The following is a 26,550-nucleotide window of genomic DNA, read 5'->3' as shown; positions in this document are numbered from 1 at the left end:
CGAGCATCCTCCAAGGATTTCACTAGCAATAAAAATTTGGCAAACAGATCCCGCGCCCGCCTCGTTAATAGCGGCCACCCGCACCTGGCTTTGTATTCTTGCAAAAAGGCTTATTCTACAACTTTGACAGCGACCTGATATGAGCGACCGCACTGCGGCCAAGGGCGGACAGGTTGTAGCCCCCTTCCAGCATGCTGATAATGCGGCCCTGAGAGCAGCTTTCTGCAACGTTCACCAGTTGATCGGTGATCCAAGCGTAGTCTGATTCCACCATGCCCAACTGCCCCATTTCATCTTCCCGGTGGGCATCAAAACCGGCCGAAACCAGAATCAACTCGGGCTCAAACTCCCGCAACCTTGGCAACCAGATGTCACTCACAATCTGACGCAGATCGAAACCCGTGGTGTAGGCATCAACCGGCACGTTCACCATGTGGTCGCGCTCGCCCTCGCGCCGGCTATTGGGATAAAACGGGTGCTGATAAAAGCTGCACATCATGACACGCGGCTCATCGTAGAAGATGTCTTCCGTGCCATTACCGTGATGTACGTCAAAATCAATGACAGCCACCCGCGACAAACCATGATGTTCCAGCGCGTGTGCCGCAGCCACGGCCACATTGTTGAAGAAGCAAAACCCCATGGCACGCCCGGATTCGGCATGATGGCCGGGCGGCCGCACATTGCAGAAGGCTGAAACCGCCTTGCCCGCCATGACGGCGTCCACCGCAGCAATCCCCGCGCCCGCAGCCTGAAAAGCGGCCGCCAGGGTGTGTGGATTCATGGAAGTATCGCCATCGACGGCTGCATACCCTGAAGCCGGAGACAATTTTTTGAGATGATCAAGGTGAGCTTGCGTATGAACGCGTAGAATCTCAGCCTCGGTGGCAGGACGCGGATTGTCGGCAGCCTCAAGAAGAGGCAGGATGCCGCTGGAAAGCAGATGATCGTTGATGACATCCACCCGTTCAGGACATTCCGGATGCCAGCTTCCCATTTCGTGCTGCCTGCACGTCGGGCTAGTAATGTATAGTGTCTCCATAAAGGTCGATTATGTTCAGACGTTCCCGCATTTTGCAAGCAGTCCTTCCAGCTTTACTCACAACTGCTTGCGCAAGTCAGCAATCGCTTGAGCCTGTCGCCGCCCCTAGCCCACCCGTAAGTGGGCAGCATCAACAAGCCGGCGATCAGGTTAGCCCGCCCTCCGCGCCACAGAGCCTCAACCGCTCAGTCGCCGATCTCGCCCCACCCGTTTCCCTTCCCGATATCCAGGCTGGCCGCTCCGACGCCTCAAGTCGCCCCTTCGTCACCGCAAGCGGTCAGCTAGAAGCCGATATTCAAGAATTTTCTGTAGAGGTCGCAAAACTGCGCGGGGTGCCCTTGGAACACGTGCAGGCATTGCTGTTGGATGCGCGCTACAACGCCACCGCAGCTCGTCTGATGTCTCCTTCCAAGACGCGCATCCGCCGCAGTTGGGTCACGTATCGCAACCGCTTCGTGGAACCCATACGCATCGGTAACGGGGAACGCTTCTGGCGCCAACACGCGAGCGATCTGGCGCGTACGGAACAAGCCTATGGTGTGCCCGCATCCATCATTGTCGCGATTATCGGCGTAGAGACCTTGTATGGCCGCCATACTGGCGATTTTCGCGTCCTGGATGCCCTGGCTACGCTTGGGTTCCGCTATCCAGACGCCAGTCGCCCCGAACGCGCCCATATGTTCCGCAATCAGCTCGCCGACCTCATCGCGCTGGATTACCAGGGCAAGCTTAATGCCCGGCACGTGACCGGCTCGTTCGCAGGCGCAATGGGCTTGCCTCAGTTCATGCCGGGTAGTCTCATGCGCTACGCCACGGATGGCGATCATGACGGCCGAATCGACCTGCATACCAGCACACCTGATGCCATCGCTTCGGTGGCCCGCTTCCTTCGTCTGCATGGCTGGCAACCGAATGTGCCGGTATTTGCGCCGGTTACCCCGCCGGCCGACGCTCAGCGCTTGGTTACAGGCGGCTTAACGCCCACCCTAAGCTGGCAGCAGCTGGAATCTTCCGGCGCCCGGCTACAGCCCGGTGCGCAGCCGAGTTCTTGGCAGCAACATCAATTGGGAATGGTGAATTTGGTGGATGAACCCCGAAATACGGTGGAATACCGCGTCGGCACACCCAACTTCTTTGCTCTCACCCACTATAACCGCAGCTATTTCTACGCCAGCTCGGTGGCTGACCTGGCCCAAGAAATTGAGCGCCGCATGCAGACGACGCCAGCAGCGCAATAAGAAAAAATTGATGCTTAATAAGCGGGCGCCCCATCCAGCGCGCCCGCTTATTGTGACCGTGTTAATTGAACACGCCGGTTGAAAGGTAACGATCGCCACGATCGCAAACGATAAACACAATGGTGGAGTTTTCCACGCGTTGCGCCACCCGCAGTGCGGCGACCAGCGCACCTGCTGAGGAAATACCACCGAAAATGCCCTCTTCGGCCGCTAGGCGACGCGCCATGTTTTCAGCCTCCGCCTGACTGATAGATTCAAAGGCATCGACTCTCTGGGGCTGGTAAATGCGTGGCAGATACTCTTCTGGCCACTTACGTATCCCGGGGATCTGAGAGCCTTCCGCCGGCTGTGCTCCCACAACTTGAATAGCGGGATTGCGCGACTTCAAATATTCGCTCACCCCCATAATGGTGCCGGTGGTGCCCATGGCGCTCACAAAATGCGTCACCCGCCCTTCCGTCTGTTCCCAGATCTCAGGACCCGTGCCCTGAACGTGAGCAACGGGGTTATCAGGGTTGGCGAACTGATCAAGCACCTTACCCTTGCCTTCGGCCTGCATCTTGGTGGCGAGATCACGGGCGTATTCCATGCCGCCTTCTTCCGCCTTGGTAAGAATGAGCTCGGCGCCATAGGCAGTCATGGATGCGCGGCGTTCCACAGAAAGATTATCTGGCATGATGAGTACCATGCGATAACCACGCACAGCAGCCGCCATGGCCAAAGCAATGCCGGTATTACCGCTGGTGGCTTCAATAAGCGTGTCACCCGGCTTGATTTCACCACGCGCCTCGGCTTCGCGAATCATGGAGAATGCAGGCCTGTCTTTCACCGAACCTGCTGGGTTGTTGCCCTCCAGTTTGGCCAAAATAATGTTGCCGCGCGGGTCGCCCGCTTCTCCGGGCAGCCGTTGCAGGCGTACCAGCGGGGTCGAACCGATAATGTCTTCGATAGTAGGATAGGTTTTCATGGGCAAAATCATACACCGCTCCGCCTGCTCTACACAGGGATTTTGCGCCCGCCAGAGCGGGCGCGCCTGCGAGCAAAGGGTTCGTAGAGAACCTTAGCGGCTGCGAGTGCTGCCACGGGTGTTATCCGCAGCCTTTTTGCCCGGTTCAGCTCCACTCGCCCCTACCGTCAGGCCGGCTGCAAGCAGTGATGCCGCCTTTTTAGGGCCAATACCTTTTACGCGTTCTGAAACGTCCTCTATTGACTCAAAACGGCCGCCCCGTTCACGCTCTTCAATAATGACAGCCGCAGTTTTTGGGCCGATTCCTTTGATACCTTGAAGCTGCTCGGGCGTGGCGACATTGATGTCCACCGCTGAAGCCATGCCGGGCAGCATCAGTGTGCCGACCAGCAGCAAGCTGCGCAGGACGGCGTTGACAGCACGACATGGTTTTTTTGTGCCGGACTCTTGCCGGGCCGGGTTGCCGGCAGGCCGACGCACAGGCGACTGTGCACCAGCGACATGCCGCCGGATACGACGAGACGGACGCTTCCAGCCAGTGGGTTGAGGCGATGCAACGGTAGGTTCCATAAACGGATTCATAAATGGACTCCTGAAAAGGAAGCCGATCGCTGCAAGCGGGATTGCCGGCAGCCCGGACTTCAGCTCCATGATGGAACAAGGGCCGGACACTGAACATGCCCGGCCCCAGAAGTTGTCCATGAGTAGAGATACGCACAGAACCTTATGACTCTTACTTATTGCTGCGCTAGCAAACGCTCCACATACTGCGCCACACCCGTCTGCACATCTCGGAAGGGCTTGTCATAGCCTGCTGCCCGCAACTGCGTGAGATCGGCCTGCGTGTGACTCTGGTAGCGCCCCTTGAGGTCGTCGGGGAAGGGAATATAGCGCAGCAGCCCTTGCTTGACCTGCTCTTCGAGGCTGAGCGGCGCTTCACCCGCCTGCCGACGAATGGTATTGACCACGCTGGAGGCCACATCGTTGAATGGCTGTGCACGGCCCGTGCCGCAGTTGAAAATGCCTGACACCTCGGGGTGGTCGATAAAGTGCAGATTCACTGCCACAACATCATCAACGTGAATAAAGTCGCGCATCTGCCCGCCATCGCCGTAACCATCCCAACCACCAAATAGCCGCACGTGGCCATCTTTCTGGAACTCATTGAAGTTATGGAAGGCAACCGAAGCCATGCGGCCCTTATGCTGTTCCTGAGGGCCGTATACGTTGAAATAGCGTAGCCCCACCACCGGTGCTGCGAGTTCCCGCATACGCCGCCTCAGCACCTGATCGAACAAATACTTGGAATAGCCGTAGACGTTCAACGGCCCTTCATTAGTCGGGTCTTCGGCATACACAGGCCCGGCGCCATAGACAGCAGCCGATGATGCGTAGACAAAAGGGATGCGCTGCTGCTGACACAATTCAAACAGTTCCAGCGTGACGCGGTAGTTGTTGTCCATCATGTAGTGGCCATTGCGCTCCGTCGTATCGGAACACGCCCCCTGATGCAACACGGCTTCCACGCGGGACAGATCTCCCTGGCGAACCCGCAGGCGGAAATCATCCTTGTGCTGATAGTCGGAAATTTCGCAGCCCACCAGGTTGCGGAATTTATCGCCTTCCGTCAGATCGTCCACCACCAGAATGTCGGTATACCCACGACGATTCAGGCCGCGAACAAGATTGCTGCCAATGAAGCCAGCGCCTCCGGTGACTACGATCATGATAGTTCTCCTGCTGTAACGACAGACGTCCCCAATTTGCCAACCACAATGCCTCCGGCACGGTTGGCCCAATACACTGCTGACTGCCAGCCCAGACCGGCAGCGCGCGCCACCGCCAATGTAGCCAGCACCGTATCGCCGGCGCCTGACACATCGAAAACCTCATGAGCCTGGGCGTCGATATGATGCCGGCCTTGCTCTGAAAACAAGGTCATGCCCTGTTCGGAGCGCGTGATCAGCAAGGCTTCCAGTTCAAGCTTGGCCCGCAGCGCCTGAGCGCGGGATTCGAGATCGGCTTCGTCGTTCCAAGCCCCCACGGCCTGCGACATTTCCAAGCGGTTGGGGGTGATCATGGTCGCCCCTGTGTAGCGTGCGTACTCATGACCTTTGGGATCGACCAGAACCGGCACCCCCGCTTCGCGGCAAACCTTGATGAGCTCCTGGACTCTATCCAAACAGCCTTTAGCATAATCAGACAGCACCACGATATCGTGGCCCGCCACAATGCTGCGCATGTCTTGTATCAGAGTGTCCAAGCCACCATCGTTGGGGCGCTCCTCAAAGTCGACCCGCAAAAGCTGCTGCTGACGCCCCATCACCCGCATTTTCAGTGTGGTGGGCATGGAAGCATCGACCACCAACCGCGCGTCAATACCTTCGTCTCTCGCCAACGATGCAACACGTTCTCCTGCCTCGTCTGCGCCTACCAACCCCATGAGGGTGGCCTGCGCTCCGAGCGCGCAGATATTGCGAGCGACGTTGGCGGCACCACCCAGCCGGTCTTCACGGCGCGCAACGCGCACCACGGGAACAGGCGCCTCTGGGGAAATGCGATCGACCTCGCCAAACCAATAGCGATCCAGCATGACATCACCGATCACCAATATTTTTACAGCGCCTGCGCGCTCTACCGGAAAGCTCATTATTTTATTTCTTCAAGGCGTCGGGGCTGATACGTTTCCCAAGAGTTACAGCCCGGACATTGCCAATAAAAATGCCGCGCTTCAAAACCACATGTCTGGCAAGCGTAGCGGTCGAGGCGCTGCGTATGACGGTGAATGATTGAACGCAGCAAAGTGAAATCGGCCCCGGCGGCAATTTCGAGCACGGCAGATGGATCCACCTGGGCAGGGGCGGCATCACCGCGCCCCTCGCCCTTCTGGTTGGCGTAATCAAGCGGCCTCTTTTCACCCGCCGCCAGCTCGACTTCCAGCAAACGATCTAAACCCAACATGGAAGGCTGTGCCCGCAGCGCTTCGCGAGCAAACGCCCAGGCCAGCCTATGGCCTTGCTGGCTGCGGATTTCACGGAACACGACATTGAAGACATCCAGCGCCGGATGGCGTGTGTAGTGATCGCGCAGCAATTGCAAGCCTTCTGGGGCCTGGCCGAGCTTCCGATACGCTTCCAGCATATCGGCGGCTACCAGACTGGCATAGCCCGGAGCGATGTCCAGCACCGATGTCAGATGGGTGCATTCATCTTCCACACTGCCACGCAAAGCGGCCAGCCGTGCTCGCAGAATAGCAATGCGCACCTCAGATGCCGCACTGCCTTCTTCCTTGCGCAATTCCCGTGCTGCGTTGTCCGCGGCATCAAGCGCCTGTTCGGCGCGTTCCATATGGGGAGGCTTGGTCGCCATGGCGGCTTCGGCCATCTCACAATGGTAATGAACCAGCTGCGGGACGGGCTCATCCACCAGCGCCCGCAGCCGCTTAACGGAATCAATAGCGCGTGGCCAGTCATGCACCGACTCATAAATGCGTATCAACGCCCGTACAGCGGGTACGGCATAGCGCGTATCGAGCACTGCCTCGAAAGCCTGCTCAGCGCGATCCAGCATGCCTGCTTTGAGAAAATCCTGAGCGAGTTCGTGCTGTGCGGCTTCGCGGTCAGCCTGGGGGAGATCAGAGCGCGACAGCAGGCTCTGATGCACCCGTATGGCCCGCTCCATTTCGCCCCGGCGCCGAAACAAGCTGCCTAACGCAAAATGCAGTTCGGTGGTTTCAGGGTCGAGTTTGGCGACTTCCACGAAGGCGTCAATGGCGCGATCGGGCTCTTCGTTCAAAAGAAAATTCAAACCTTTGAAATAGGAGCTTGGCAGGGAGCGCGTTTCGGACAGCATTTGCCGGAAGTCCACCCTTGCGGCGATCCAGCCCAGGGCGAATAACAGCGGCACGAAAATGAGCCACCAAGTTTGAAAATCCACGTGTTTACTCTCTTTGAGGCAGACGACTTACAGTGGCGCCAGCGGCGCTACCGTTTCAGGCGCTGCGGCAGCTTCCTGTGGCGCAGCGGGCTGTTTGTGCTTGTCTTCAAGACGAGCCAGCTCACGGCGCAAACGTGCCGCTTCGCGGCGACGGCGCACAATGACAGGGGCAGTGATAAGCACGCCAAACAGCGCCCCCAGCACAAACACCGTCAGCATGACAACGATCAGCGGTACATCGGTAACCACGTGATCGGCGAAGAAGCTGACATCGACAGGCCTTGTGTTCTTGAGCGCGAACAGCAAAACAACGACAAATACAGCCAGCCGCAGAATCCAGACCAGATACCGCATAGGAAACTCCAGGAATGCAGAATGCGTCAATTGTACGAGGAAAAGAAAAACCCCGGTCGAATGAACCGGGGCTTCTCAGCCATGCCACAAGTACTAAAGTGCCGTACTTACGGTTTTCCGTACTCCGCCCCGCCCGGAAAGGCGAGGCAGGCGCATAAGCATGTGGTCAGTACTCACTGATATGGCGGTCGAGATTCGATCGTTGATTATCGGTTTCCTCGGCTGACGCTTCGCGCCAGGCTGAGTCAACACGCTCGCGTAATTCCTTGCCCGCCTTGAAGTGAGGTACGTGCTTGGCAGGCACCATCACTTTTTCTCCGGACTTGGGGTTACGCCCGATTCGTGGCGAACGCTCTGACAGGGAAAAACTGCCAAAGCCTCGAATCTCGATACGTTGCCCTGCGACCAATGCTTGAGTCATCGCCTCAAGCATGGTCTTGACCGCAATATCCGTGTCGCGAACCGCCAACTGCGGATAGCGGCCAGCGAGTATCGCAATCAACTCAGACTTGGTCACGCAATCAACCGTCGTCGCGAGCTTGATCAAGCTTAGCCTTCAGCAGAGCGCCCAGGTTGGTGGTACCGGACGATGCGCTGGCTTCGGACATACGCTGGATGGTGCTGGCGGTCTCGGCGCTTTCGCGGGCCTTGATCGACAGCTGAATCGAACGAGTCTTGCGATCGACGTTAAGGATCATGGTTTCGATCTCGTCGCCTTCCTTCAGAACGGTGGTAGCGTCTTCAACGCGACCTGCCGCCATTTCAGAAGCACGCAGATAGCCTTCGACATCCACGGAAAGCGTTACGACAGCGCCCTTGGGCTCAACCGATTTGACCACGCCCTGAACTACAGCGCCCTTGTCGTAAGTAGCGACGTAGTTGTTGAAGGGGTCGCCTTCCAACTGCTTAACACCCAGAGAGATGCGCTCTTTGTCGGTGTCGATAGCCAGAACCACGGCGTCGATTTCATCGCCCTTCTTGTAGTTGCGTACGGCTTCTTCGCCGGATTCGCTCCAGGACAGATCGGACAGGTGAACCAGGCCGTCGATGCCGCCAGGCAGACCAACAAACACGCCGAAGTCGGTGATCGACTTGATGGCGCCGTGGACTTTGTCGCCACGCTTGAAGTTGATGGAGAACTCTTCCCACGGGTTGGCGCGGCACTGTTTCATGCCCAGCGAAATGCGACGACGGTCTTCGTCGATTTCCAGAACCATGACTTCGACTTCTTCGCCCAGGGTGACAACCTTGCGCGGATCGACGTTCTTGTTGGTCCAGTCCATTTCGGACACGTGCACCAGGCCTTCGATACCGTCTTCGACTTCGACGAACGCGCCGTAATCAGTGAGGTTGGTGACCTTGCCGAACAGGCGGGTACCTTGCGGGTAGCGGCGAGCCAGGCCGATCCAGGGATCTTCGCCCAACTGCTTGACGCCCAGCGAGACGCGGCTCTTTTCTTGGTCGAACTTGAGAACCTTGGCTTCGACATCCTGACCCACTTGCAGGACTTCGGAGGGGTGACGCACACGGCGCCATGCCATGTCGGTGATGTGCAGCAAGCCGTCGATGCCGCCCAGGTCGATAAACGCACCGTAGTCGGTGATGTTCTTGACCACGCCCTTGACGATGGCACCTTCGTGCAGCGTTTCGAGCAGCTTCTCGCGCTCTTCGCCCATGCTGGCTTCCAGCACTGCACGGCGCGACAGCACAACGTTGTTGCGCTTGCGATCGAGCTTGATGACCTTGAATTCGAGGGTCTTGCCTTCGTAGGGGGTGGTGTCCTTAACAGGACGCAGATCCACCAAAGAGCCAGGCAGGAAGGCGCGGATAGCGTTGGTCATGACGGTGAGACCGCCCTTGACCTTGCCGGTGATCGTGCCGTTGACCAGTTCGCCGGATTCCAGCGCTTGCTCGAGCTGCAGCCAGGCCGACAGGCGCTTGGCGCGGTCGCGCGACAGAATGGTGTCGCCATAGCCGTTTTCCAAAGAATCGATGGCGACAGAAACGAAATCGCCCTCTTCAACCTCGAGTTCGCCCTGATCGTTCAGGAACTCTTCAAGGGGAATCAGCGCCTCGGACTTGAGACCTGCATTGACTACGACAAAGTTGTGATCAATACGCACGACTTCAGCCGAAATCACCTCACCGGACTTCATGTCCTGGTTTTTGATGGTTTCGTTGAAAAGATCGGCAAAGCTTTCGCCGCCCAGTGCGGCTTCCAGATTAATGGTGGACATGAGTGATCCGTTGGCCAGGATGGCCGGTAAAAACACACCGGGTCGCCCCAGTGGAGTTAATAAAAAATCGCCTTGTGCAAAGTGGACATTATTTGCCCAGCAGCCTTGCGGCAAGACGCCTTAGAACGCACCAAATTTATTTGGCGCCTCCCGTTTTTGACCAAAGGTCAAATACTGCTTTTCGACCAGAGGTCGAGTACCATTTCAACGGTTTGGTCGATACTCAAATGCGACGAATCAATGGTGATTGCATCGGGCGCAGCAACAAGTGGTGCACTCGCCCGATTCGAATCGCGTTCATCGCGCGCACGCATATCTTCCAAAAGGTCGGTCATTTTAACCGGAAAGCCCTTTTCCTTCAACTGTTTATAGCGCCTTTCCGCCCTCGCCTCGGCTGTAGCAACCAAGAAAATCTTGAGTGGTGCGTCGGGAAATATCACTGTGCCCATGTCGCGGCCATCCGCCACAAGCCCGGGCGGGCGGAGAAAATCGCGCTGACGCTGTAGCAGGGCCTCCCGCACCGGCGGGTAAGAAGCAATACGCGAAGCCAGATTCCCCACGGCCTCTTCGCGAATCGCCTCGGTGACATCCTCACCCCTTAACAGGATACGCCCTTCACGAAAGTTAACGTCGAGGTTGCGCGCAATTTCTGCAACGCCCTCGACATCATCGGCCTGCCCGCCAGTACGCAGCACATCTAGCGCAGTCAGGCGGTAAAGCGCGCCACTGTCCAGAACATCCCACCCAAGGTGCCGGGCCACTCTGCTGGCAATCGTGCCTTTACCGGATGCGGTCGGGCCGTCAATCGTGATGACGGGCGCTATTTGCTTAATCATGGCTGTACCAGCTGCTGATAAACACTAAAGTATTCAGGAAAGGTTTTTCCAACGCAAGCCGGGTCGAGAATCGTTACAGGCACCCCGCCAAAAGCCGCAAGCGAAAAGCACATGGCCATGCGGTGGTCGTCGTAGGTTTCGATATTTGCGCTACGCCAGCCGCCGGGCTTAATGGGGTGTACCGTCAGCCAGTCGGGGCCCGACTCCACCTGCGCCCCCAATTTGGCTAGTTCAGCATGCATGGCGTCAATCCTATCGGTTTCCTTGACCCGCCAGCTAGCAATGTTGCGCAGTGTGCAAGGGCCATCCGCGTATAAGGCCATGGCCGCCGCCGTCATGGCGGCATCAGGGATCAGGTTGAAATCCCGGTCGAAAGCGCGCAAACGCTCACCTGCGGCCACTTCAACGCCGGAAACCTCGATGGAGTCCTTCGCCATTTCAATTTTTGCGCCCATGGCTTGCACAACTTCTGCAAAAGCCATGTCGCCCTGAATGCTGTCGGCACCCGCCCCTAGAATACGCAACGGCCCACCACCGATAGCGCCCAAGGCCATGAAATACGAAGCAGAGGAAGCATCACCTTCTATCGTGTATTCGCCTGGAGACCGATACTGCGCTCCAGCGGGTATGGTGAACCGCTGCCAGCCATCTCGCTCCACTTGTACGCCAAAACGCGCCATCAGGTTCAAGGTAATCAGAATGTACGGCTGGGAAATCAGCTCGCCTTCCACTTCAATTACGACGGGGCTTGCCGCGGTATTGGCCAGCAATGGCGCGGCCATCAGCAGCGCAGTCAGGAACTGGCTGGAGACATTGCCTTTGACGCGCGCGGGTTGCGTGGGATCCGGCTGCCCTCGCCCGATGTGCAGCGGCGGATAACCTTCGTTCCCTAAGTAAGAAATATCCGCGCCCAGCATGCGCAAGGCATTGACCAGGTCGCCAATGGGGCGCTCATGCATGCGCGGCACACCGGACAGTCGGTAATCGCCGCCTTGCACAGCCAGAGCTGCGGTTAATGGGCGGATTGCCGTGCCGGCATTGCCCATGAACAGCTCAGCCTTTTCCACCGGAAAACGGGGTGCACCGTGCACGACCAAGCCTGCTGCTGTTTGCTCCAACTGAATACCCAATTTGCCCAACGCATCGAGCATGACCCGGGTATCATCAGAATCCAGCAAGCCGCGCAACACGGTGCGCCCCTGGGCCAGCGCTGCCAGCAACAGCGCACGGTTAGAGATGCTTTTGGAGCCCGGCAACGTCATGGTGCCTTGCGCACGCGTGACCGGCGCCAAAGCCAATTGTTCGGGTCGTTGTGTCATTTGAGTCCACTCCTGCTGCCCCAGAAGCGCCGCGCCAGCGCCGCCCGCTCCAGGAAATCATGAAGTTGTGTGGCATCCCCCGCCTGCAACGCCTGCTCGGCGTGATCCAGGGCCTTTCTGACCTCACCCAATTCGGACAGCATCGCCGGCCGATTGGACAGAAAAATATCGCGCCACATTTCGGGAGACCCCGCTGCAATCCGCGTAAAGTCACGAAAACCACTGCCCGCCAGCTCCATGCGCAAATCGGAATTTTCCGCGCTGGCCACCTGCCACATGAAAACTGACGAAAGAAAATGAGGGACGTGGCTGACCGAAGCGAGCACCAAGTCGTGCGTCTCGGGCTCCATCACAATCACACGCGCTCCGCAGGCTTCCCATAAGCGGGTCAACCGCCGCCTGGCCTGCATAGGGTTTTCGTCGATCGGTGTCAGCACCACAGTACGGCCCTGATACAGATCTGCCACAGCGGCGGCCGGCCCCGTTTTTTCAGCTCCCGCAATCGGATGCCCAGGCACAAACTGCCCAATGCGTTCGCCCAGAGCTGCGCGCGCGGCCTCGACCACACCAAGTTTGGTACTGCCGGCGTCCGTAATCAGGGTGTGATCGCGCAAACTGGGCCGCAGCGCTTCAAGTACCGCCTGCGTAGCGCCCACCGGAACGGCCAACAGAATAATGTCGGCTTCGCGCGCCGCCTGCTCAAGCGACGCCTCAGCATCAATCAGGCCCAGCTCAACCGCCTGTTGTAAGGATTTTCGGTTGCGCCCTACGCCGAGCACGCGCCCCACGGCGCCCGCCTTACGCAAGGCAGCGGCAAATGAGCCGCCTATCAGCCCAACACCAATGACGGCAAGCACAGGCCGGGGCTCGCCCCCGACCGGCTGTTGTCGTTCATGCATACCGCCCTCTTATTGTCGAGGGTAGGAGCCAAGCTCCTTGAAAAAAGCAACCTCTTGCTTGAGTTCGCTCAATGCCTTGCTCACTTTGGGGTCGTTCCGATGGCCCAGCATATCGACATAGAAATAGTATTCCCACTGCCCCGTGCGCGCCGGACGCGACTCAAAGCGCGTCATGGACACACCATTACCCGCCAAGGGCGCCAACATGGTGTAAACGGCTCCCGCGCGATTAGGTACCGCCAGGATAATGCTGGTCTGATCGTCTCCGGTGGGCAGGGTCTCGATCTTGCCCACGGCAAGAAACCGTGTACGGTTTTGAGGATCGTCCTGAATACCCGACGACACAACCAGGAGATCCCAAGCATGGGCAGCGTAATCGCCCGCAATCGCCGCAACGGTGGAATCCTGCGAAGCCATTCGCGCCGCTTCGCTATTGCTGGGTGCTGCGTCAAGCGTCATGGATGGATAGTTGCGCATCAGCCAGTCGCGACACTGCGCCAGCGCCTGGGGGTGCGCGACAATGCGCGTCACGCCTTCCATCGTGCCGGTTTTCGTCAGCAGGTTGTGATGGATTTTGATGGAGCGCTCACCAATGATCTTAAGCGGCGAGTTCAGCAACAGGTCGAGCGTACGGTTCACTGCCCCTTCGGTGGAATTCTCTACCGGCACCACTCCGACATCGGCCTGCCCCGCCTCCACAGCGCGGAAGACCTCGTCAAAGGAATCGCAACGCACCGACTCAATGGCGTGACCGAAGTGCTCGAACGCCGCCTGTTCCGAAAACGAGCCCTGTGGCCCCAGATAGGCCACATTCAGCACACTTTCCAAGCCCCGGCATGTGGAGATGATCTGTGTCCACACGGCATCCACCGCTTCCGATGTGAACGGCCCCGGATTGCGGGCTTGCAAGGAGCGGATAATGGAAGCTTCGCGCTCGGGCTTGAGCACCGGCCCGTCAACGTCGAATTCCTTCTTTATATCGCCCACTTCCTGGGCTGCACGAGCCCGCTCATTCAATAAGGCAAGCAATTGCTCGTCAATCGCATCGATACGTTGACGCAAAGGCTGCAAACGGGCGAGCAAGGTGTTATCCATGTTGTCGTTCGAATTCCTGCAAGAAGGTAATCAATGCCTGCACGCCTTCGAAAGGCACGGCGTTATAAATAGAAGCGCGCATGCCCCCCACGCTTTTGTGGCCCTTGAGCTGCAACAGCCCGCGGGCTTCCGCCTGGGCGAGAAACTCGGTGTTGAGAGTTTCATCTTGAAGGAAGAACGGCACATTCATACGCGAACGTACCTCGGCCTGCACGTTATTCCGGTAAAAGCCGGACCCATCAAGAAAACCGTACAAGGCTTGCGCTTTGCGGATGTTTTCGGCTTCAACAGCGGCGATGCCACCGCTGCGTTTGAGCCATTTGAACACCAGCCCTGCGATGTAAATCGCGTAGGTAGGCGGCGTATTGAACATCGAGCCCGCCTGAGCCACATTGGCGTAATCAAAGGCGGATGGGCAGATGGGCAAAGCGTGACCGATGAGATCCTTTCGCACCAGCACAATGGTCACCCCGGCCGGCCCGGCGTTTTTCTGTGCGCCGGCGTACACCATGCCCACCTTGGAAAAATCAATCGGGCGCGACAGGAAATTCGATGACGCATCTACCACCAGTGGTACACCGGGTGCGCCTACATCGGCCATGTCTGGCCACTGGGAAAACTCCACGCCACCAATGGTTTCGTTACAGCATAAGTGTAGGTACGCTGCGTCGGGCCGAACTTTCCAGCTTTCCGGTGTCGGAAACCATGTCCACGGCCCCTGCTCAACACCCTTCTCGACTGCGCTGTCGCCACTACTGGCAGCAATGGAGATATCCCCGTAACGCTGCGCCTCTTTGTACGACTTGTTCGACCACGAGCCGGACAAAATGTAATCTGCCTTGCCTGCCCCCCCTCTGCCTATCAGGTTCATGGGGACAATCGCATTTTCAGCGGTCGCCCCACCCTGCATGAAGAGGACTTCAAAGTCATCCGGCACGGCGAGCAGCTCGCGCAGGTCGGCTACGGCTTCATCCCGGATCTGGGTGAAATGCTTGCCGCGATGGCTCATTTCCATCACTGACATGCCGCTGCCTTGCCAGTCGGTCATTTCGCGGGCCGCTTGTTCAAGCACCTCTAGTGGCAGGGCCGATGGCCCTGCAGAAAAGTTCCACGGCCGACTCATTCGACATCTCCGGGTTCTTCGCCAGTGCTGCCCTCAGCGTCGGTGCTACCCCCGGCATCTGGCCCTTGAGCATCCCCTTCAGCTTGCGCCTCTTCTGCGCCGTCGGCCTGCTCGGAAATCACTTCCACCGCTTCAGGCTCGTCGTCGAGATCGCTTTCAACCACGCGACGCACGCCGGACAACATACTGCCGTCGTCCACGCTGATAAGTGTCACACCCTGAGTCGCCCGGCCCATTTCGCGGATTTCAGACACCCGTGTGCGAACCAAGACGCCACCGGTCGTGATCAGCATGATTTCGTCATCGGGCTCGACCAGAACGGCCCCCACCACATTGCCATTCCGGGCGGAGGTCTGGATAGCAATCATGCCCTTGGTGCCGCGGCCATGGCGCGTGTACTCAGTGATAGGCGTGCGCTTGCCAAAGCCGTTTTCCGTGGCGGTCAGCACCGTTTGCGTTTCATCGCCCGCCACGAGCAGAGCAATCACCGACTGCCCTTCTTCCAGTGTCATGCCGCGCACACCGCGCGCCGGACGGCCCATGGGACGCACGTCATTTTCGTCGAACCGCACAGCCTTACCGGCGTCGGAGAACAGCATGACGTCGTGCTTGCCATCGGTGAGGTCGGCGCCGATCAGGAAGTCGCCCTCGTCGAGCGCCACGGCGATGATGCCCGCCTTACGGGGATTGGAGAAGTCGGACAGCGGTGTCTTTTTGACCACACCGCGCGAAGTCGCCATAAAGACGAATTGATCTTCGCTGAATTCCTTAACGTTCAGCACCACGGTGATTTTTTCACCATCCGCCAATGGGAACATATTGACGATGGGGCGGCCACGCGAATTACGCGAACCCGACGGCACTTCCCAGACCTTCAGCCAGTACACGCGGCCACGGTCGGAGAAGCACAACAGGAAGTCGTGCGTATTGGCGATGAAGAGCTGGTCGATCCAGTCGTCTTCCTTCATGGCCGTGGCCTGCTTGCCGCGCCCGCCGCGACGCTGAGAGCGGTATTCAGACAGCGGCTGACTCTTGATATAGCCGGTATGCGACAGCGTGACGACCATGTCCATGGGCGTGATGAGATCTTCGGTATCGATCTCCGCCGCGTTGAATTCAATCTCCGAACGGCGCGTATCCTTGGTGCCGATGGAGTATTCGGCCTTCACTGCCTGCAGTTCGTCAGCAATGATCTGCGTAATGCGTTCCGGGCGCGCCAGAATATCCAGCAGATCGGCGATGGTAGCCATGATGTCACGGTACTCATCGACGATTTTGTCTTGCTCCAGGCCGGTCAGCCGCTGCAGACGCATGTTCAAGATTTCCTGAGCTTGCACATCGCTCAGGCGGTACAAGCCGTCTTCCTGCAAGCCAAAGGCCGCAGGCAGGGACTCGGGCCGATAGGCCGCGCGCCCACCCACCGTCTCGCCTTCATCGGCACGCTGTAGCATCTCGCGCACCAGGGAAGAATCCCAAGTACGCGCCATGAGTTCCTGGCGAGCCACAGGCGGTGTGGGAGCCGCTTTAATGATGGCAATGAAATCGTCGATATTGGCCAGGGCCACAGCCAGGCCTTCCAGCACATGGCCGCGCTCACGGGCCTTGCGCAACTGGAACACAGTACGGCGCGTTACAACTTCCCGGCGATGCGAGAGGAAGTAATCGACCATCTGCTTCAGATTCAGCAAGCGGGGCTGGCCATCAACCAGAGCCACCAGGTTCATGCCGAACGTATCCTGAAGCTGCGTATTCTTATACAGATTATTCAGAATGACTTCAGGCACTTCACCGCGCTTGAGCTCAATCACCAAACGCATGCCGTCCTTGTCGGACTCGTCGCGAATATCGGAAATGCCCTCGATGCGCTTCTCGTTGACGAGTTCCGCAATCTTTTCCTGCAGCGTCTTTTTATTGACCTGATAAGGAAGGGAATCCACCACAATGGCCTGGCGATTACCCCGTTCAATATCTTCAAAGTGCGTGGTGGCCCGCATGACCACCCGGCCACGACCTGTACGATAGCCTTCCCGCACCCCGGACATGCCGTAAATAATGCCGCCTGTGGGGAAGTCGGGCGCCGGAATGATTTCCATCAGCTCGTCGATGGTGCACTCGGGGTTACGCAGGGCGAACAAACAGCCGTCGACCACTTCCGCCAGATTATGCGGGGGGATATTGGTCGCCATACCCACGGCAATACCCGAGCTGCCGTTGACCAGCAGGTTAGGCAGCCGCGACGGGAGCAGCAGAGGTTCGTGCTCACTGCCATCGTAGTTGGGGCCAAAATCCACCGTTTCCTGGTCGATATCGGCCAACAGTTCATGGGCGATCTTTGAGAGTCGAACTTCGGTATAACGCATGGCCGCGGCACTGTCGCCGTCAACCGAACCAAAGTTACCTTGGCCGTCGACCAACATATAGCGCAGGGAAAAATCCTGAGCCATGCGGACGATCGTCTCGTAAACGGCTAAGTCACCATGCGGGTGATACTTACCGATAACGTCACCCACAATACGGGCTGACTTCTTATAGGGGCGATTCCAATCGTTGTTGAGTTCGTGCATGGCGAACAGCACGCGCCGATGTACCGGTTTGAGGCCGTCACGGACATCCGGCAACGCGCGCCCCACAATTACGCTCATCGCGTAATCGAGGTAGCTGCGCCGCATTTCTTCTTCGAGCGATATCGGAAGCGTTTCCTTAGCGAAGGAATCCATTGAGCTTGTGTCTCTTTCTCTTGAAAAACGTAAAACGGCCGCACGCGGGCGAATAGTAGATTCTATCACTCAGAGGCGTTACAACCGATCTGGCATGCCATATGCCCCTCAGCCAGGGTGCTTCGTTTGCCACCCTTTTCAAACCAGCCGGGACTTTTAAGCTGTTGCCTAAAACCAACAAGTAAGCCCCAGAACCTGGATAAAACCCTCCATATCGGGGTTCTGGCCGGTCAAGTCTGAAACAACTCAGGAGAAATGCCGTAAGATTCGGCCTAACAACGTATGGAACCCAGCGTAGTGCTTTGATTGCATCATCGCATTGCTATACTGGCACCGTTTTCTTGATATGCGGCGGGGGTTCGCTGCGGTCACTTACCAGCATTAAGCTCAAACGAGGAGAAACATGAACAAACCCTCCAAAATCGCATTGGCACTCGCTTTCGCAGCCGCTACGGCTACCAGTGCAGTATCCGCTCAAACCGTTGACAACTGGCGTAGCGCATTTGGCGACGTTTGGATGAACGGCACCAACGAACTCTGCTGGCGCAATGCCTTCTGGACACCCGCCACCGGCATCCCCGGCTGCGACGGCGTTCCTGTTGCTGCTGCTGAAACGCCTGTTGTGGCTCCTACCGCCACCAAGGTTGTCCTGAATGCTGATACGTTCTTCGACTTCGACAAAGACACTCTGAAGCCTGAAGGCCGTCAGGTTCTTGACCAAGTCGCTGCACAGGTCGAAACCCTGAACCTCGAAACCCTGATCGCTGTCGGTCACACCGACTCCATCGGTAGCGAGCAGTACAACCAGGGCCTGTCCGAGCGCCGTGCCAACTCCGTTAAGAACTACCTGGTCGGCAAGGGCATCCCTGCTGATCGTATCTACACCGAAGGCAAGGGCGAAACCAGCCCCATCGCCGACAACGCCACCCGCGAAGGTCGTGCACAGAACCGTCGTGTAGAAATCGAGATCGTCGGCACCCGCCGCTAATCGCGATGCCGCCAACGTCGGCGGCTTTCACGACTACAATAAGGGCTCCGCTTGCGGAGCCCTTATTCATTTCAAGGCCGACAATAACCGGCCGGGCCCGAACGTGAAAGGCTACAACATGAACGTCACCGCTCAGAAATCCGACTCCTCCCTCAATGCCGATCAGGCCGAACTCGACAAGTTCAGCGCCCTGGCCTCTCGCTGGTGGGACCCTGAAAGCGAATTCAAACCGCTGCATGCCATCAACCCCTTGCGGCTGGGCTGGATTCGCCAGCACACCGGGCCATTGGCCGGCAAGAAAATTCTTGACGTCGGCTGCGGCGGCGGTATTCTTTCCGAAAGCATGGCTCAGGAAGGAGCGGAAGTCACCGGCATCGACCTGGCAGATAAATCGCTCAAGGTCGCTCGCCTGCATGGCCTGGAGTCCGGCATCAAGGTCGATTACCAGCTTATCAGCGCTGAAGAGATGGCCGCTCGCCATCCAGGCCAGTTCGACATTGTCACTTGCATGGAAATGCTGGAGCACGTACCGGACCCCGGCTCCATCGTGCAAGCCTGCGCCAACCTGGTCAAACCCGGCGGTTGGGTGTTCTTTTCCACCATTAACCGCAACCCCAAATCGTTTCTGTTCGCCATCGTGGGTGCGGAATACATCTTGCGGCTGCTGCCGGCCGGTACGCACAATTTTGAAAGCTTCATCAAACCCAGCGAACTGACCGCCGCCACACGCAAGGCCGGTCTCGCGGCTCACGCCTTTGCCGGCCTGGAGTACAACCCGCTTACGAAAATCTATTCGCTGTCGGGCGATACTTCTGTCAACTACCTGCTTGCCACCCGTAAAGAGGAGCCTGGTCAATGAATAAACTTGTGCTATTCGACTTTGACGGTACTTTGGCCGACACCGCCCCAGACCTAGGCGCAGCCGCCAACGTGCTGCGCGCGCGCCGCGGGCTAGAAGCATTGCCCGTGGACTCCTACCGCGAATATGCATCACACGGCGCCCGTGGCCTGCTGAAAGCAAGCCTCGGCATGACGCCCGACCACCCAGAGTACGACGCCACACGCGACGAATTCTTGGCTGAGTACGAGCAAGGTATGACCACACACGCGGCTCTGTTTCCGGGGATTCGCGAACTGCTGGGCAACCTGCAAAGTAATGGCTACACGTGGGGCATTGTCACCAACAAGCTGGAATATCTTGCCGTGCCCTTAGTGGTTCATCTGGGTCTGTATCGGAATTGCGCGATCACGGTCGGTGGCGACACCACCCCACACCCCAAGCCCCACCCTGCCCCTTTGCTTCATGCTGCCGAAAAAACAGGCTTTGATCCCGGCAACGCCATCTATATTGGCGACGACCAACGCGACATCGTGGCCGGGCATGCAGCAGGCATGGCAACCGTAGTCGCCGCCTATGGCTATTGCGGCAACGAAACTGCCGTACAAACGTGGAATGCCACCGCCATCGCTCAACGCCCCGAACAACTCTGGGATGTCATTGAGAATTGGGCACGGAACTAATCTGCGAGAATATGTACTAACCAAGCAAGTGGGTATTCCACGTTACGGAGATCTTTCACACTATGAAAAATATCCGGTTTGATATACAATAAGTACTGCAATACTGATTTCACATGGGGCCGATCTGGCTTCGACGTGGGTCACGAAACAGCGTAGGGCATGTCGAGCACCAGTAAGCTCGTAAATCCACTGGAAAACCATAAACGCCAACGACGAGCGTTTCGCTCTAGCCGCTTAAGCGGTGAGCCGCTGCACTGATTTGTCTTTGGGTCAGGTAGGGTAAAACCTACAGCAGCGTCATTCACAAAGAATCGGAATCTGTCGAGTCACGAGGCAGCTTCTTAAATCCAGTGAATCGCCAAGGTAGGGCCTGTCGATAGGCATGCACCGAGGTTAAAACTTAAAATGTATCGACTACACATGTAGAACTGCCTGCGGAGGGCTTGCGGACGGGGGTTCAATTCCCCCCGGCTCCACCAAATACCCTTGTAAAATCAAGCACTTAAAAATTAGCCAGCCTCAGAAGCTGGCTTTTTTTTGGGCTGTTTTTGGGTTGCTTGATCCATATCACAGCGCCCCAAGAATTGCGTCATGCAGCATGAAGAAAACGGACATCATTGTTGACAAACACCGGAACTGAAGCCTCCTCAAAACCCGGTTAGATTCACCTCTTGTAGTACGCCGCCCGCGATAGGCCTGCAATCTGACAAGCGTGTGTGTAATCGAGAGTTTGGCTTGCACCAATTGTTCGACCACTTCGCGCCTGGCTGACGGCGTCAGGATTTTCGATTCAGCACATCCTTGATCGCTGCGTTCTCCAGCGCCAAGTCGGCATACATGCGCTTAAGCCGAGCATTCTCCGCTTCCAGCTCCCGCAAGCGTTGCAGCTCGGAGACTTCAACGCCCGCGTACTTGCTCTTCCAGTTGTAATAGGTGGCCGAACTGATGCCGTGCTTGCGGCACAGCTCCGCCACCGGCAGGCCCGCTTCGCCTTCTTTCAACACCGCCACAATCTGGCTTTCCGTAAATCTGCTTTTCTTCAAGGGAGTCTCCATATCAGGGAGGCTCCGAAATTCTACCGACTAACGTCTACTCTCAGGGGGAGCTTACGGCCGGAACCGTAGTCGTAGTCGCGTTCAACGGATGAGGGAAAGTAGGATTCCTGCAACCTGTGCGGGCCGCCTTGCAGTTCAGGACACAGTTAGCGTTCAGCAAGCTGAACCGCCGTCCTACCGTTCAGGTAGACAAAAGACGGGAGGGTGCTGCCCGTACAAGCGGATTCGTGCCCCCCATTCGCCCCCTAGTATAGGGGAGCGAACGCCCTCGTGATAAAGCACTCAGCCACTGGACTAGTGAAATAATTGTTAAGACAAAAAATTGTCGGTCGCCGACCTTTTCTACGCTTGACAGATGACTGCGATGGGGGAAAAAAATAAAAACAGTACAAATGGAAACTATATGCTACTTGGTATAAGATTGACCTCAGTTTTCGACGTCAGGAGGAGAGACAATGAGTGTTTGTATGAGCATTACCAAGGCATTACTGCTTGTTGGGCTAGTTTTCTCGACAATTTCGGCAGCTAGCGCTCGCAACTGGTACGTGAAAGTAGAGGACGATCTTTTTTCAGAAACTGGCAAAAAAGCATTTCTCACATCTGATAACGACTTCCATCCTTTGATTTTTGAATGTGATTCCTCCGGCACTGAAATGGCGTTACTGGAAAAATCTCCTCAGACGAGGAATGAGACTGCTAACAATTCGTCAGTAGTGACGCTGATATTAAAAGTAGATAGTGCCGACCCGATTCGATTCAATGCGAGCTGGTATCGCAGAAATGAAAATTATACGCAGATCATAGTATCCGATAACGATTACGCCGCTGAGGTATTGACGGTGCTGAAGCAGATTCAAGCGGCAAGATCAAAGATCCTCGTCGGTGTCGTTTTACCAAGTGGACAAAAGTTCTCAGAAGCTATAGGAGTCTCTGGGTCGACTGCGTCTACGACAACCTTCATGGATGCGTGCGGAATAAGCACACACTAGTGTCATCATCATTTTACTTGAGGCGGTAAAGATATTAGGTTCAGCTGATTGGATATCGTAATGGGTGTTATACGGCTACTGGGAATTGGATTCGCTATTATCGTTCTATTAAGGCTCGGTGAGCTAGCTCTCGCAAACCCGGGAACATTTTCGGTAATTTTGGCGATCTTGGGGGCAGCCTTAGTAGGGGCGTATTTACTCACCAACCCCTTACTCCTACCTTACAATCGACAAAATCTGGTCTCAATGTGCAACGAACTCATCGACTCGCTGGGAATAACGAGTGCAGATACGCTGAAAGCCCACTTGTCCCGCGCAGCGAGTGAGTCTATGCTTACTCCAAAAAAAGTGGGCGAATTTGAATCTTGCGTAGAGAAAACACTCGTGCAAGCAATAGCACTCGCGAAAATTCAGCCTCACATGGCGACACTCAGGCGTAAAAGAGCGCAGAATACTTATAAAGATGATTATGGCATTTTGCATGAAGATGGCTGGCTTAAGGAGTGTGAATATTTTGTAACTGTGGTGCTTTTACCGCTTGACCATCCCATTCCAGAATTTGCGAACTTCACAGGACGGTATGACCTTCTAAACGACCTGTCGAACAGCAAAGTGGTTGAAGCGTGGGTGGAGTATCTGGACGACTTGATAGATGCGGATGATTCCCGTACATATCTGAACGATCTGACAACAATGTCAGGGCATGACTACGAGACATTCGTCGGCAATATCGTTGAAGAGTGTGACTGGGAGGTTCAAGTGACAAAAGGCTCGGGCGATCAGGGAGCGGACGTCATCGCTGCGCGAGATGGCGTGCGCATCGTCATCCAATGCAAACTGTACGCGTCAACTGTCGGCAACAAAGCAGTGCAGGAGGTGTTCGCAGCAAAAAGCTTTTACGATTGTGACTACGCTTTCGTCGTATCAAATTCAACGTACACTCCATCGGCTCGCAAAGTTGCTGAACGCACAGGAGTGCAGCTATTACATCATGACGAACTGCCTGAGAAGCTTGAAGCTCTTTGTGCATGAGGAGGCATCCGGTGAGCTTCCCGTCACTTGATCTGTTCGAGTAGATACCCTACTGACCCCTATGGGCCTGCAATGGCCCAACAGCTTCTGCTCAGTGGCAACGCCAATCCTCCATTACGATCCGGGCTTCTAATCGGGTTCGGAACCACTCCATCGACAGGCATTCGTCGCGGAACTTTCCGTTGAAGCACTCATTCGTGCCGTTTTGCCATGGTTTGCCGGGTTCCATCAGAACTGTTTCCAACTTCTCGTCAACACCCCATTGCAGTAGCTGAGTGCTTAGGAAGTCGGGCATGTACTAAGTGGTCGACCCTGAATAACCCCTCCACCCCTTATAAACACTCGCTTTCAGCCCTTTTCCCAATAGCCAGAACTCCCAGTTTGGTATCCAATGGAGGCTGTTTTCTGGGAGTTTTCCATGATGTTTGCTTGCCCTGCCACCGACGATTTCTTTCGCGCCCGTATTGATCAGATGATTGACTTGCGTCATCCACTGTCAGTGTTGGCTTCGCGTATGCCCTGGCAGGAGCTTGAAGCAAACGTTTCGCACTTGTTTATGCGCAAAGCGCGTGCCGAAGTGCCCATGCACGATCTGGATTTGTTCGGTGAGAAACCTCAGCGGGTCAGCAAGGACAGCAAGGCGGGCCGCCCGCGGATACCGTTGCGCGTAATGATTTCCCTGCTGTATCTGAAACACGCTTTCGATGAATCCGATGAAGGGGTTGTGGCGCGTTGGGCGGACACGCCTCGCTGGCAGTTCTTCAGTGGTCAGGCGTATTACGAAGATCGTGTGCCGTGTGATGCCAGCACCCTGGTCAAATTCCGTAAACTGCTCGGCGACGAAGGCGTTGAGGAATTGTTGGCTCAGACCATTAACGCAGCAGTCGAGCTAAAACTGATCAAGCCTCAGGAACTGAGTCGAGTCATTGTCGACTCCACTGTGCAAGAAAAAGCCATTGCGCATCCCACAGACAGTCGGTTGCTGGAAGTGGCTCGTACCAAGCTGGTAGCGCACGCCAAAGAAGCGGGTATCGCGTTGAAGCAGACTTTCGCTAAGGAAGGCCCGGCGCTCAGCCGCCAAGCGGGGCGCTATGCTCATGCACGGCAGTTCAAACGTATGCGCCGGGTGATTCGCCGCCAGCGAACCATTGTGGGCCGACTGGCGCGGGAGATCGAACGCAAGGCCAGCACGCTTGCCTTAACGGTCCAGGCTGCGCTCCGGGAAAGTATCGACAAAGCCAATCGACTGATTGCCCAAAGCGCCCAGCGCACGACCCAGAACGGTCAACCCAAGTTGTACGCCTGGCATGCTCCCGAAGTGAGCTGTATCAGCAAGGGCAAAGCGCGCCAGCCCTACGAGTTCGGAGTGAAGGTCGGCATCGCCAGCACCTTTAAAGGCAACCTGATCGTGGGCGCCCGTGCCTTCCACGGCAACCCCTACGACGGCCACACCCTGAACGCCCAGATAGAACAGGCCACTATTCTGATGCAGGATTGCGGCATTAAACCGACCACCGCGTTTGTGGATCTGGGCTACCGGGGTGTCGAAGCTGAAAACCCGAACTTGCGCATCGTGCATCGATCGTGGCAAACCGACACGACTGACGAGCCAGGAACGCAAACAACTCAAGCGACGGCAGGCAGTAGAACCCGTTATTGGGCACTTGAAGGCTGATCACCGAATGAAACGCTGCCACCTCAAAGGCGAACAGGGCGACAGGCTCCACGCTGTGCTCTGTGCAGCGTGCTATAACCTGAAATGGTTGCTGAGGATGATCGCCCGAAAGGGTATTTCCTTCCTGTGGCACCTTTTTTTGCGCCTGCAAAAACAGCCTGTATCGAGTCAAAACTGGCAGGGCTTGCGTGATTGGGCACTTGGAAAGCAGGCTAACGGCCAGCAAAAAGGATTAGGAGCGTGGGCTTGACTCGTGGAAATGGCTCAGCGAAACGCAAATTCAGATGAAAATGAATAAATCAGGTTTGACGAATTAACGAAAGGGTATTTCCGAAGCGCTCGCGCATGGCTCAGACGTCTGTTAGCGGGGGCTGATGTCATCTTCGATTCCTTATGTGCTGCGCTCGGATTACCGGCCGGCGGTATCGCCCGCGAAGCCAAGAAAATGATTGAGGCCGTTCTATAGGAAATCCAAAAGTCAGGTGGTTTCGGCGCTTGACCACTTTATGCCGTCAAGCTCTACCTGGGTTTTTGCATCGTACGCAAGGTCGCGCAGTCGCTGCCGGGTGCCTACCAGTTGCTGGCTGGCCACCATGAAAAGCTGGGTCTGGTCGAGCGTCTTCTGCCGCATTTCTTCGGCGAGGATGCCTCGCGCGGCGGCCAGACCATCGAGATATGGCGTGGGCGCTGCAGGGTCCGCCCCCCAGGCCAGCGCTTCTTTCTGCTGAGTGGCCCAGGTCGTGCGCTCTGCTTCGGGGTAGCCATCGGTGAGCGCCGCGGCCGCCGCGTTGAACGCTGAGTTAATTTCAGAGAGTTTGGCTTCGCGGGCCTGCTCGAATTTGGCTTCGGCCGGGAGCGTGGCGCCGACCGGCAGCGGCTCAAAATCGAATGGCTCATCATTGATCGTCAAGACATCGCCCGCACGCGACACGGATTACTTCTTCCTGAAGATAAAGGCCGCGTTCCCCGGACATGCGTGAAGAACCCAAAAAATGGGCTGCTCCTCAATCGGAACCCGGGGACATGCCGCGGTGCACGGCCAGCCAGATAGTCGGCGGCTGCTGGCGGGTGTAAACCACGCGGTGTCGGCGCCCGGCTGGTAACCAGACGTGGTCGCCGACTTTCAGGCGCAGAGGGTTTTCTTGCCCTTCCACCTGCAAATGCGCTTCGCCTTCGATAATCATCACCCATTCGTCCCAATCCTGCTCGTACCAGAATCCCGGCGGGCTAATTTGGCCCTGGGACACAATGCGCTCAACCCTCAGACCGGGAACCGCCAGCAGGTCGGTGAATGTTTCCTCTGAAACATCTGCCTGGGGCATTGCATCGAACAGGTTGCGTACTGGTTTCATGAATGGCTCCGAACGGGACAGAACGGTCGCTCCCATGACAGCGCTGTTCCCGGTGTTTGTCAACAATGATGTCCGTTTTCTTCATGCCGCGTGATTCAATTCTTGAGGCGCTGCGGCATGTTCCTTCGGCGGGTTTAACCACACCTCACCGACCGGGTTCCAGTCACGCGTATGG

At 56.8% G+C, this 26,550-nt stretch carries 23 protein-coding genes, 1 other RNA gene and 3 pseudogenes; 8 read left to right on the top strand and 19 right to left on the bottom strand.

What is annotated here, in order from left to right:
* Window positions 1–115 precede the first annotated feature (115 nt).
* The gene (locus tag VRY85_RS09130; protein WP_414598279.1) at window positions 116–1,042 is read right to left on the bottom strand and encodes a histone deacetylase family protein; all 927 of its coding nucleotides are present in this window, start codon (window positions 1,040–1,042) and stop codon (window positions 116–118) included.
* An 11-nt stretch (window positions 1,043–1,053) separates the two neighbouring features.
* Here VRY85_RS09130 and mltB point away from each other — a divergent pair, with 11 nt between their 5' ends.
* Complete coding sequence (gene mltB, locus VRY85_RS09125) at window positions 1,054–2,280, top strand: lytic murein transglycosylase B (RefSeq protein ID WP_414598278.1); 1,227 nt, start codon at window positions 1,054–1,056, stop codon at window positions 2,278–2,280.
* A gap of 61 nt (window positions 2,281–2,341) precedes the next feature.
* On the opposite strand, the gene cysM is transcribed toward mltB, so the two are convergent.
* The 14 genes from cysM to gyrA all read right to left on the bottom strand — a co-directional run bounded on the left by cysM (window position 2,342) and on the right by gyrA (window position 17,763).
* Window positions 2,342–3,253, bottom strand: coding sequence for a cysteine synthase CysM (cysM, locus tag VRY85_RS09120; protein ID WP_414598413.1), 912 nt, complete (start codon window positions 3,251–3,253; stop codon window positions 2,342–2,344).
* Between the two features lie 87 nt (window positions 3,254–3,340).
* Window positions 3,341–3,829 carry a ComEA family DNA-binding protein gene (locus VRY85_RS09115; protein WP_414598277.1) on the bottom strand — a complete coding sequence of 163 codons (489 nt, stop codon included), beginning with the start codon at window positions 3,827–3,829 and terminating at the stop codon, window positions 3,341–3,343.
* Between the two features lie 155 nt (window positions 3,830–3,984).
* Complete coding sequence (gene rfaD, locus VRY85_RS09110) at window positions 3,985–4,974, bottom strand: ADP-glyceromanno-heptose 6-epimerase (protein ID WP_414598276.1); 990 nt, start codon at window positions 4,972–4,974, stop codon at window positions 3,985–3,987.
* Window positions 4,971–5,900, bottom strand: a complete 930-nt coding sequence (gene rfaE1 / locus VRY85_RS09105; protein WP_414598412.1) for a D-glycero-beta-D-manno-heptose-7-phosphate kinase — start codon at window positions 5,898–5,900, stop codon at window positions 4,971–4,973. Before rfaE1 ends, rfaD begins: the two co-directional genes overlap by 4 nt.
* Complete coding sequence (lapB, locus tag VRY85_RS09100; protein WP_414598275.1) at window positions 5,897–7,183, bottom strand: lipopolysaccharide assembly protein LapB; 1,287 nt, start codon at window positions 7,181–7,183, stop codon at window positions 5,897–5,899. The genes rfaE1 and lapB overlap by 4 nt, the downstream gene beginning before the upstream one ends.
* Before the next feature lie 27 nt (window positions 7,184–7,210).
* Entirely contained in the window at window positions 7,211–7,537 is a 327-nt protein-coding gene (locus VRY85_RS09095; RefSeq protein ID WP_414598274.1) for a lipopolysaccharide assembly protein LapA domain-containing protein, read from the bottom strand.
* A gap of 166 nt (window positions 7,538–7,703) precedes the next feature.
* A complete protein-coding gene (locus tag VRY85_RS09090) occupies window positions 7,704–8,054 on the bottom strand; it encodes an integration host factor subunit beta (RefSeq protein WP_414598273.1) in 351 nt (116 codons plus the stop codon).
* Between the two features lie 4 nt (window positions 8,055–8,058).
* Window positions 8,059–9,774: a 30S ribosomal protein S1 gene (rpsA, locus tag VRY85_RS09085; RefSeq protein ID WP_414598272.1), complete on the bottom strand. Its 1,716-nt coding sequence runs from the start codon at window positions 9,772–9,774 to the stop codon at window positions 8,059–8,061.
* Window positions 9,775–9,941: 167 nt separating this feature from the next.
* Window positions 9,942–10,610, bottom strand: coding sequence for a (d)CMP kinase (gene cmk, locus VRY85_RS09080; RefSeq protein ID WP_414598271.1), 669 nt, complete (start codon window positions 10,608–10,610; stop codon window positions 9,942–9,944).
* Window positions 10,607–11,929 carry a 3-phosphoshikimate 1-carboxyvinyltransferase gene (gene aroA / locus VRY85_RS09075; protein WP_414598270.1) on the bottom strand — a complete coding sequence of 441 codons (1,323 nt, stop codon included), beginning with the start codon at window positions 11,927–11,929 and terminating at the stop codon, window positions 10,607–10,609. Before aroA ends, cmk begins: the two co-directional genes overlap by 4 nt.
* Complete coding sequence (locus tag VRY85_RS09070; RefSeq protein WP_414598269.1) at window positions 11,926–12,828, bottom strand: prephenate dehydrogenase; 903 nt, start codon at window positions 12,826–12,828, stop codon at window positions 11,926–11,928. Before VRY85_RS09070 ends, aroA begins: the two co-directional genes overlap by 4 nt.
* Window positions 12,829–12,837: 9 nt before the next feature.
* Window positions 12,838–13,923, bottom strand: a complete 1,086-nt coding sequence (pheA, locus tag VRY85_RS09065) for a prephenate dehydratase (RefSeq protein ID WP_414598268.1) — start codon at window positions 13,921–13,923, stop codon at window positions 12,838–12,840.
* Window positions 13,916–15,046 carry a 3-phosphoserine/phosphohydroxythreonine transaminase gene (serC, locus tag VRY85_RS09060; protein ID WP_414598267.1) on the bottom strand — a complete coding sequence of 377 codons (1,131 nt, stop codon included), beginning with the start codon at window positions 15,044–15,046 and terminating at the stop codon, window positions 13,916–13,918. Before serC ends, pheA begins: the two co-directional genes overlap by 8 nt.
* On the bottom strand, window positions 15,043–17,763 hold the full coding sequence (gene gyrA, locus VRY85_RS09055; protein ID WP_414598266.1) for a DNA gyrase subunit A: 2,721 nt from the start codon (window positions 17,761–17,763) through the stop codon (window positions 15,043–15,045). The genes serC and gyrA overlap by 4 nt, the downstream gene beginning before the upstream one ends.
* Before the next feature lie 403 nt (window positions 17,764–18,166).
* Here gyrA and ompA point away from each other — a divergent pair, with 403 nt between their 5' ends.
* The 4 genes from ompA to ssrA all read left to right on the top strand — a co-directional run bounded on the left by ompA (window position 18,167) and on the right by ssrA (window position 20,751).
* Entirely contained in the window at window positions 18,167–18,751 is a 585-nt protein-coding gene (gene ompA / locus VRY85_RS09050; protein WP_414598265.1) for an outer membrane protein OmpA, read from the top strand.
* Window positions 18,752–18,869: 118 nt separating this feature from the next.
* The gene (gene ubiG / locus VRY85_RS09045; RefSeq protein ID WP_414598264.1) at window positions 18,870–19,610 is read left to right on the top strand and encodes a bifunctional 2-polyprenyl-6-hydroxyphenol methylase/3-demethylubiquinol 3-O-methyltransferase UbiG; all 741 of its coding nucleotides are present in this window, start codon (window positions 18,870–18,872) and stop codon (window positions 19,608–19,610) included.
* Complete coding sequence (locus VRY85_RS09040; RefSeq protein ID WP_414598263.1) at window positions 19,607–20,272, top strand: HAD family hydrolase; 666 nt, start codon at window positions 19,607–19,609, stop codon at window positions 20,270–20,272. Before ubiG ends, VRY85_RS09040 begins: the two co-directional genes overlap by 4 nt.
* Before the next feature lie 115 nt (window positions 20,273–20,387).
* Window positions 20,388–20,751: a transfer-messenger RNA gene (ssrA, locus tag VRY85_RS09035) on the top strand.
* A gap of 305 nt (window positions 20,752–21,056) precedes the next feature.
* Here the strand turns inward: ssrA and VRY85_RS09030 are convergent.
* Window positions 21,057–21,327, bottom strand: a pseudogene (locus VRY85_RS09030) (transposase); the annotation flags it as partial.
* A gap of 467 nt (window positions 21,328–21,794) precedes the next feature.
* Between VRY85_RS09030 and VRY85_RS09025 the strand changes: the two are divergent.
* Together VRY85_RS09025 and VRY85_RS09020 are read left to right on the top strand one after the other, a co-directional pair.
* Window positions 21,795–22,316 carry a hypothetical protein gene (locus VRY85_RS09025; protein ID WP_414598262.1) on the top strand — a complete coding sequence of 174 codons (522 nt, stop codon included), beginning with the start codon at window positions 21,795–21,797 and terminating at the stop codon, window positions 22,314–22,316.
* Window positions 22,317–22,364: 48 nt separating this feature from the next.
* Complete coding sequence (locus VRY85_RS09020; protein WP_414598261.1) at window positions 22,365–23,348, top strand: restriction endonuclease; 984 nt, start codon at window positions 22,365–22,367, stop codon at window positions 23,346–23,348.
* A gap of 94 nt (window positions 23,349–23,442) precedes the next feature.
* Here the strand turns inward: VRY85_RS09020 and VRY85_RS09015 are convergent.
* Window positions 23,443–23,640 (bottom strand): annotated as a pseudogene (locus VRY85_RS09015) (integrase core domain-containing protein); the annotation flags it as partial.
* Between the two features lie 126 nt (window positions 23,641–23,766).
* On the opposite strand from VRY85_RS09015, the pseudogene VRY85_RS09010 reads away from it, so the two are divergent.
* Window positions 23,767–25,273, top strand: a pseudogene (locus VRY85_RS09010) (IS5 family transposase).
* A gap of 228 nt (window positions 25,274–25,501) precedes the next feature.
* Here VRY85_RS09010 and VRY85_RS09005 read toward each other — a convergent pair.
* The gene (locus VRY85_RS09005; RefSeq protein ID WP_414598260.1) at window positions 25,502–25,933 is read right to left on the bottom strand and encodes a hypothetical protein; all 432 of its coding nucleotides are present in this window, start codon (window positions 25,931–25,933) and stop codon (window positions 25,502–25,504) included.
* Window positions 25,934–26,027: 94 nt separating this feature from the next.
* The gene (locus VRY85_RS09000) at window positions 26,028–26,375 is read right to left on the bottom strand and encodes a cupin domain-containing protein (RefSeq protein WP_414598259.1); all 348 of its coding nucleotides are present in this window, start codon (window positions 26,373–26,375) and stop codon (window positions 26,028–26,030) included.
* Window positions 26,376–26,550: the final 175 nt, after the last annotated feature.

The sequence above is a fragment of the Achromobacter sp. F4_2707 genome (assembly GCF_047501535.1).
In the GTDB taxonomy this organism is placed as follows: domain Bacteria; phylum Pseudomonadota; class Gammaproteobacteria; order Burkholderiales; family Burkholderiaceae_B; genus Yanghanlia.
The sequence above is the reverse complement of the archived record's forward strand: the minus strand, read 5'-3'. Positions and strand labels throughout refer to the sequence as shown.

Bases quoted from the DNA above. Each gene is read 5' to 3' on its own strand.
- VRY85_RS09095 (WP_414598274.1), bottom strand. From the start codon at position 7,537: ATGCGGTATCTGGTCTGGATTCTGCGGCTGGCTGTATTTGTCGTTGTT.
- cmk (WP_414598271.1), bottom strand. From the start codon at position 10,610: ATGATTAAGCAAATAGCGCCCGTCATCACGATTGACGGCCCGACCGCA.
- rfaD (WP_414598276.1), bottom strand. From the start codon at position 4,974: ATGATCGTAGTCACCGGAGGCGCTGGCTTCATTGGCAGCAATCTTGTT.
- VRY85_RS09040 (WP_414598263.1), top strand. From the start codon at position 19,607: ATGAATAAACTTGTGCTATTCGACTTTGACGGTACTTTGGCCGACACC.
- aroA (WP_414598270.1), bottom strand. From the start codon at position 11,929: ATGACACAACGACCCGAACAATTGGCTTTGGCGCCGGTCACGCGTGCG.
- VRY85_RS09115 (WP_414598277.1), bottom strand. From the start codon at position 3,829: ATGAATCCGTTTATGGAACCTACCGTTGCATCGCCTCAACCCACTGGC.
- gyrA (WP_414598266.1), bottom strand. From the start codon at position 17,763: ATGGATTCCTTCGCTAAGGAAACGCTTCCGATATCGCTCGAAGAAGAA.
- VRY85_RS09025 (WP_414598262.1), top strand. From the start codon at position 21,795: ATGAGCATTACCAAGGCATTACTGCTTGTTGGGCTAGTTTTCTCGACA.
- serC (WP_414598267.1), bottom strand. From the start codon at position 15,046: ATGAGTCGGCCGTGGAACTTTTCTGCAGGGCCATCGGCCCTGCCACTA.
- mltB (WP_414598278.1), top strand. From the start codon at position 1,054: ATGTTCAGACGTTCCCGCATTTTGCAAGCAGTCCTTCCAGCTTTACTC.
- rpsA (WP_414598272.1), bottom strand. From the start codon at position 9,774: ATGTCCACCATTAATCTGGAAGCCGCACTGGGCGGCGAAAGCTTTGCC.
- pheA (WP_414598268.1), bottom strand. From the start codon at position 13,923: ATGGATAACACCTTGCTCGCCCGTTTGCAGCCTTTGCGTCAACGTATC.
- VRY85_RS09000 (WP_414598259.1), bottom strand. From the start codon at position 26,375: ATGAAACCAGTACGCAACCTGTTCGATGCAATGCCCCAGGCAGATGTT.
- VRY85_RS09070 (WP_414598269.1), bottom strand. From the start codon at position 12,828: ATGCATGAACGACAACAGCCGGTCGGGGGCGAGCCCCGGCCTGTGCTT.
- ompA (WP_414598265.1), top strand. From the start codon at position 18,167: ATGAACAAACCCTCCAAAATCGCATTGGCACTCGCTTTCGCAGCCGCT.
- VRY85_RS09130 (WP_414598279.1), bottom strand. From the start codon at position 1,042: ATGGAGACACTATACATTACTAGCCCGACGTGCAGGCAGCACGAAATG.
- ubiG (WP_414598264.1), top strand. From the start codon at position 18,870: ATGAACGTCACCGCTCAGAAATCCGACTCCTCCCTCAATGCCGATCAG.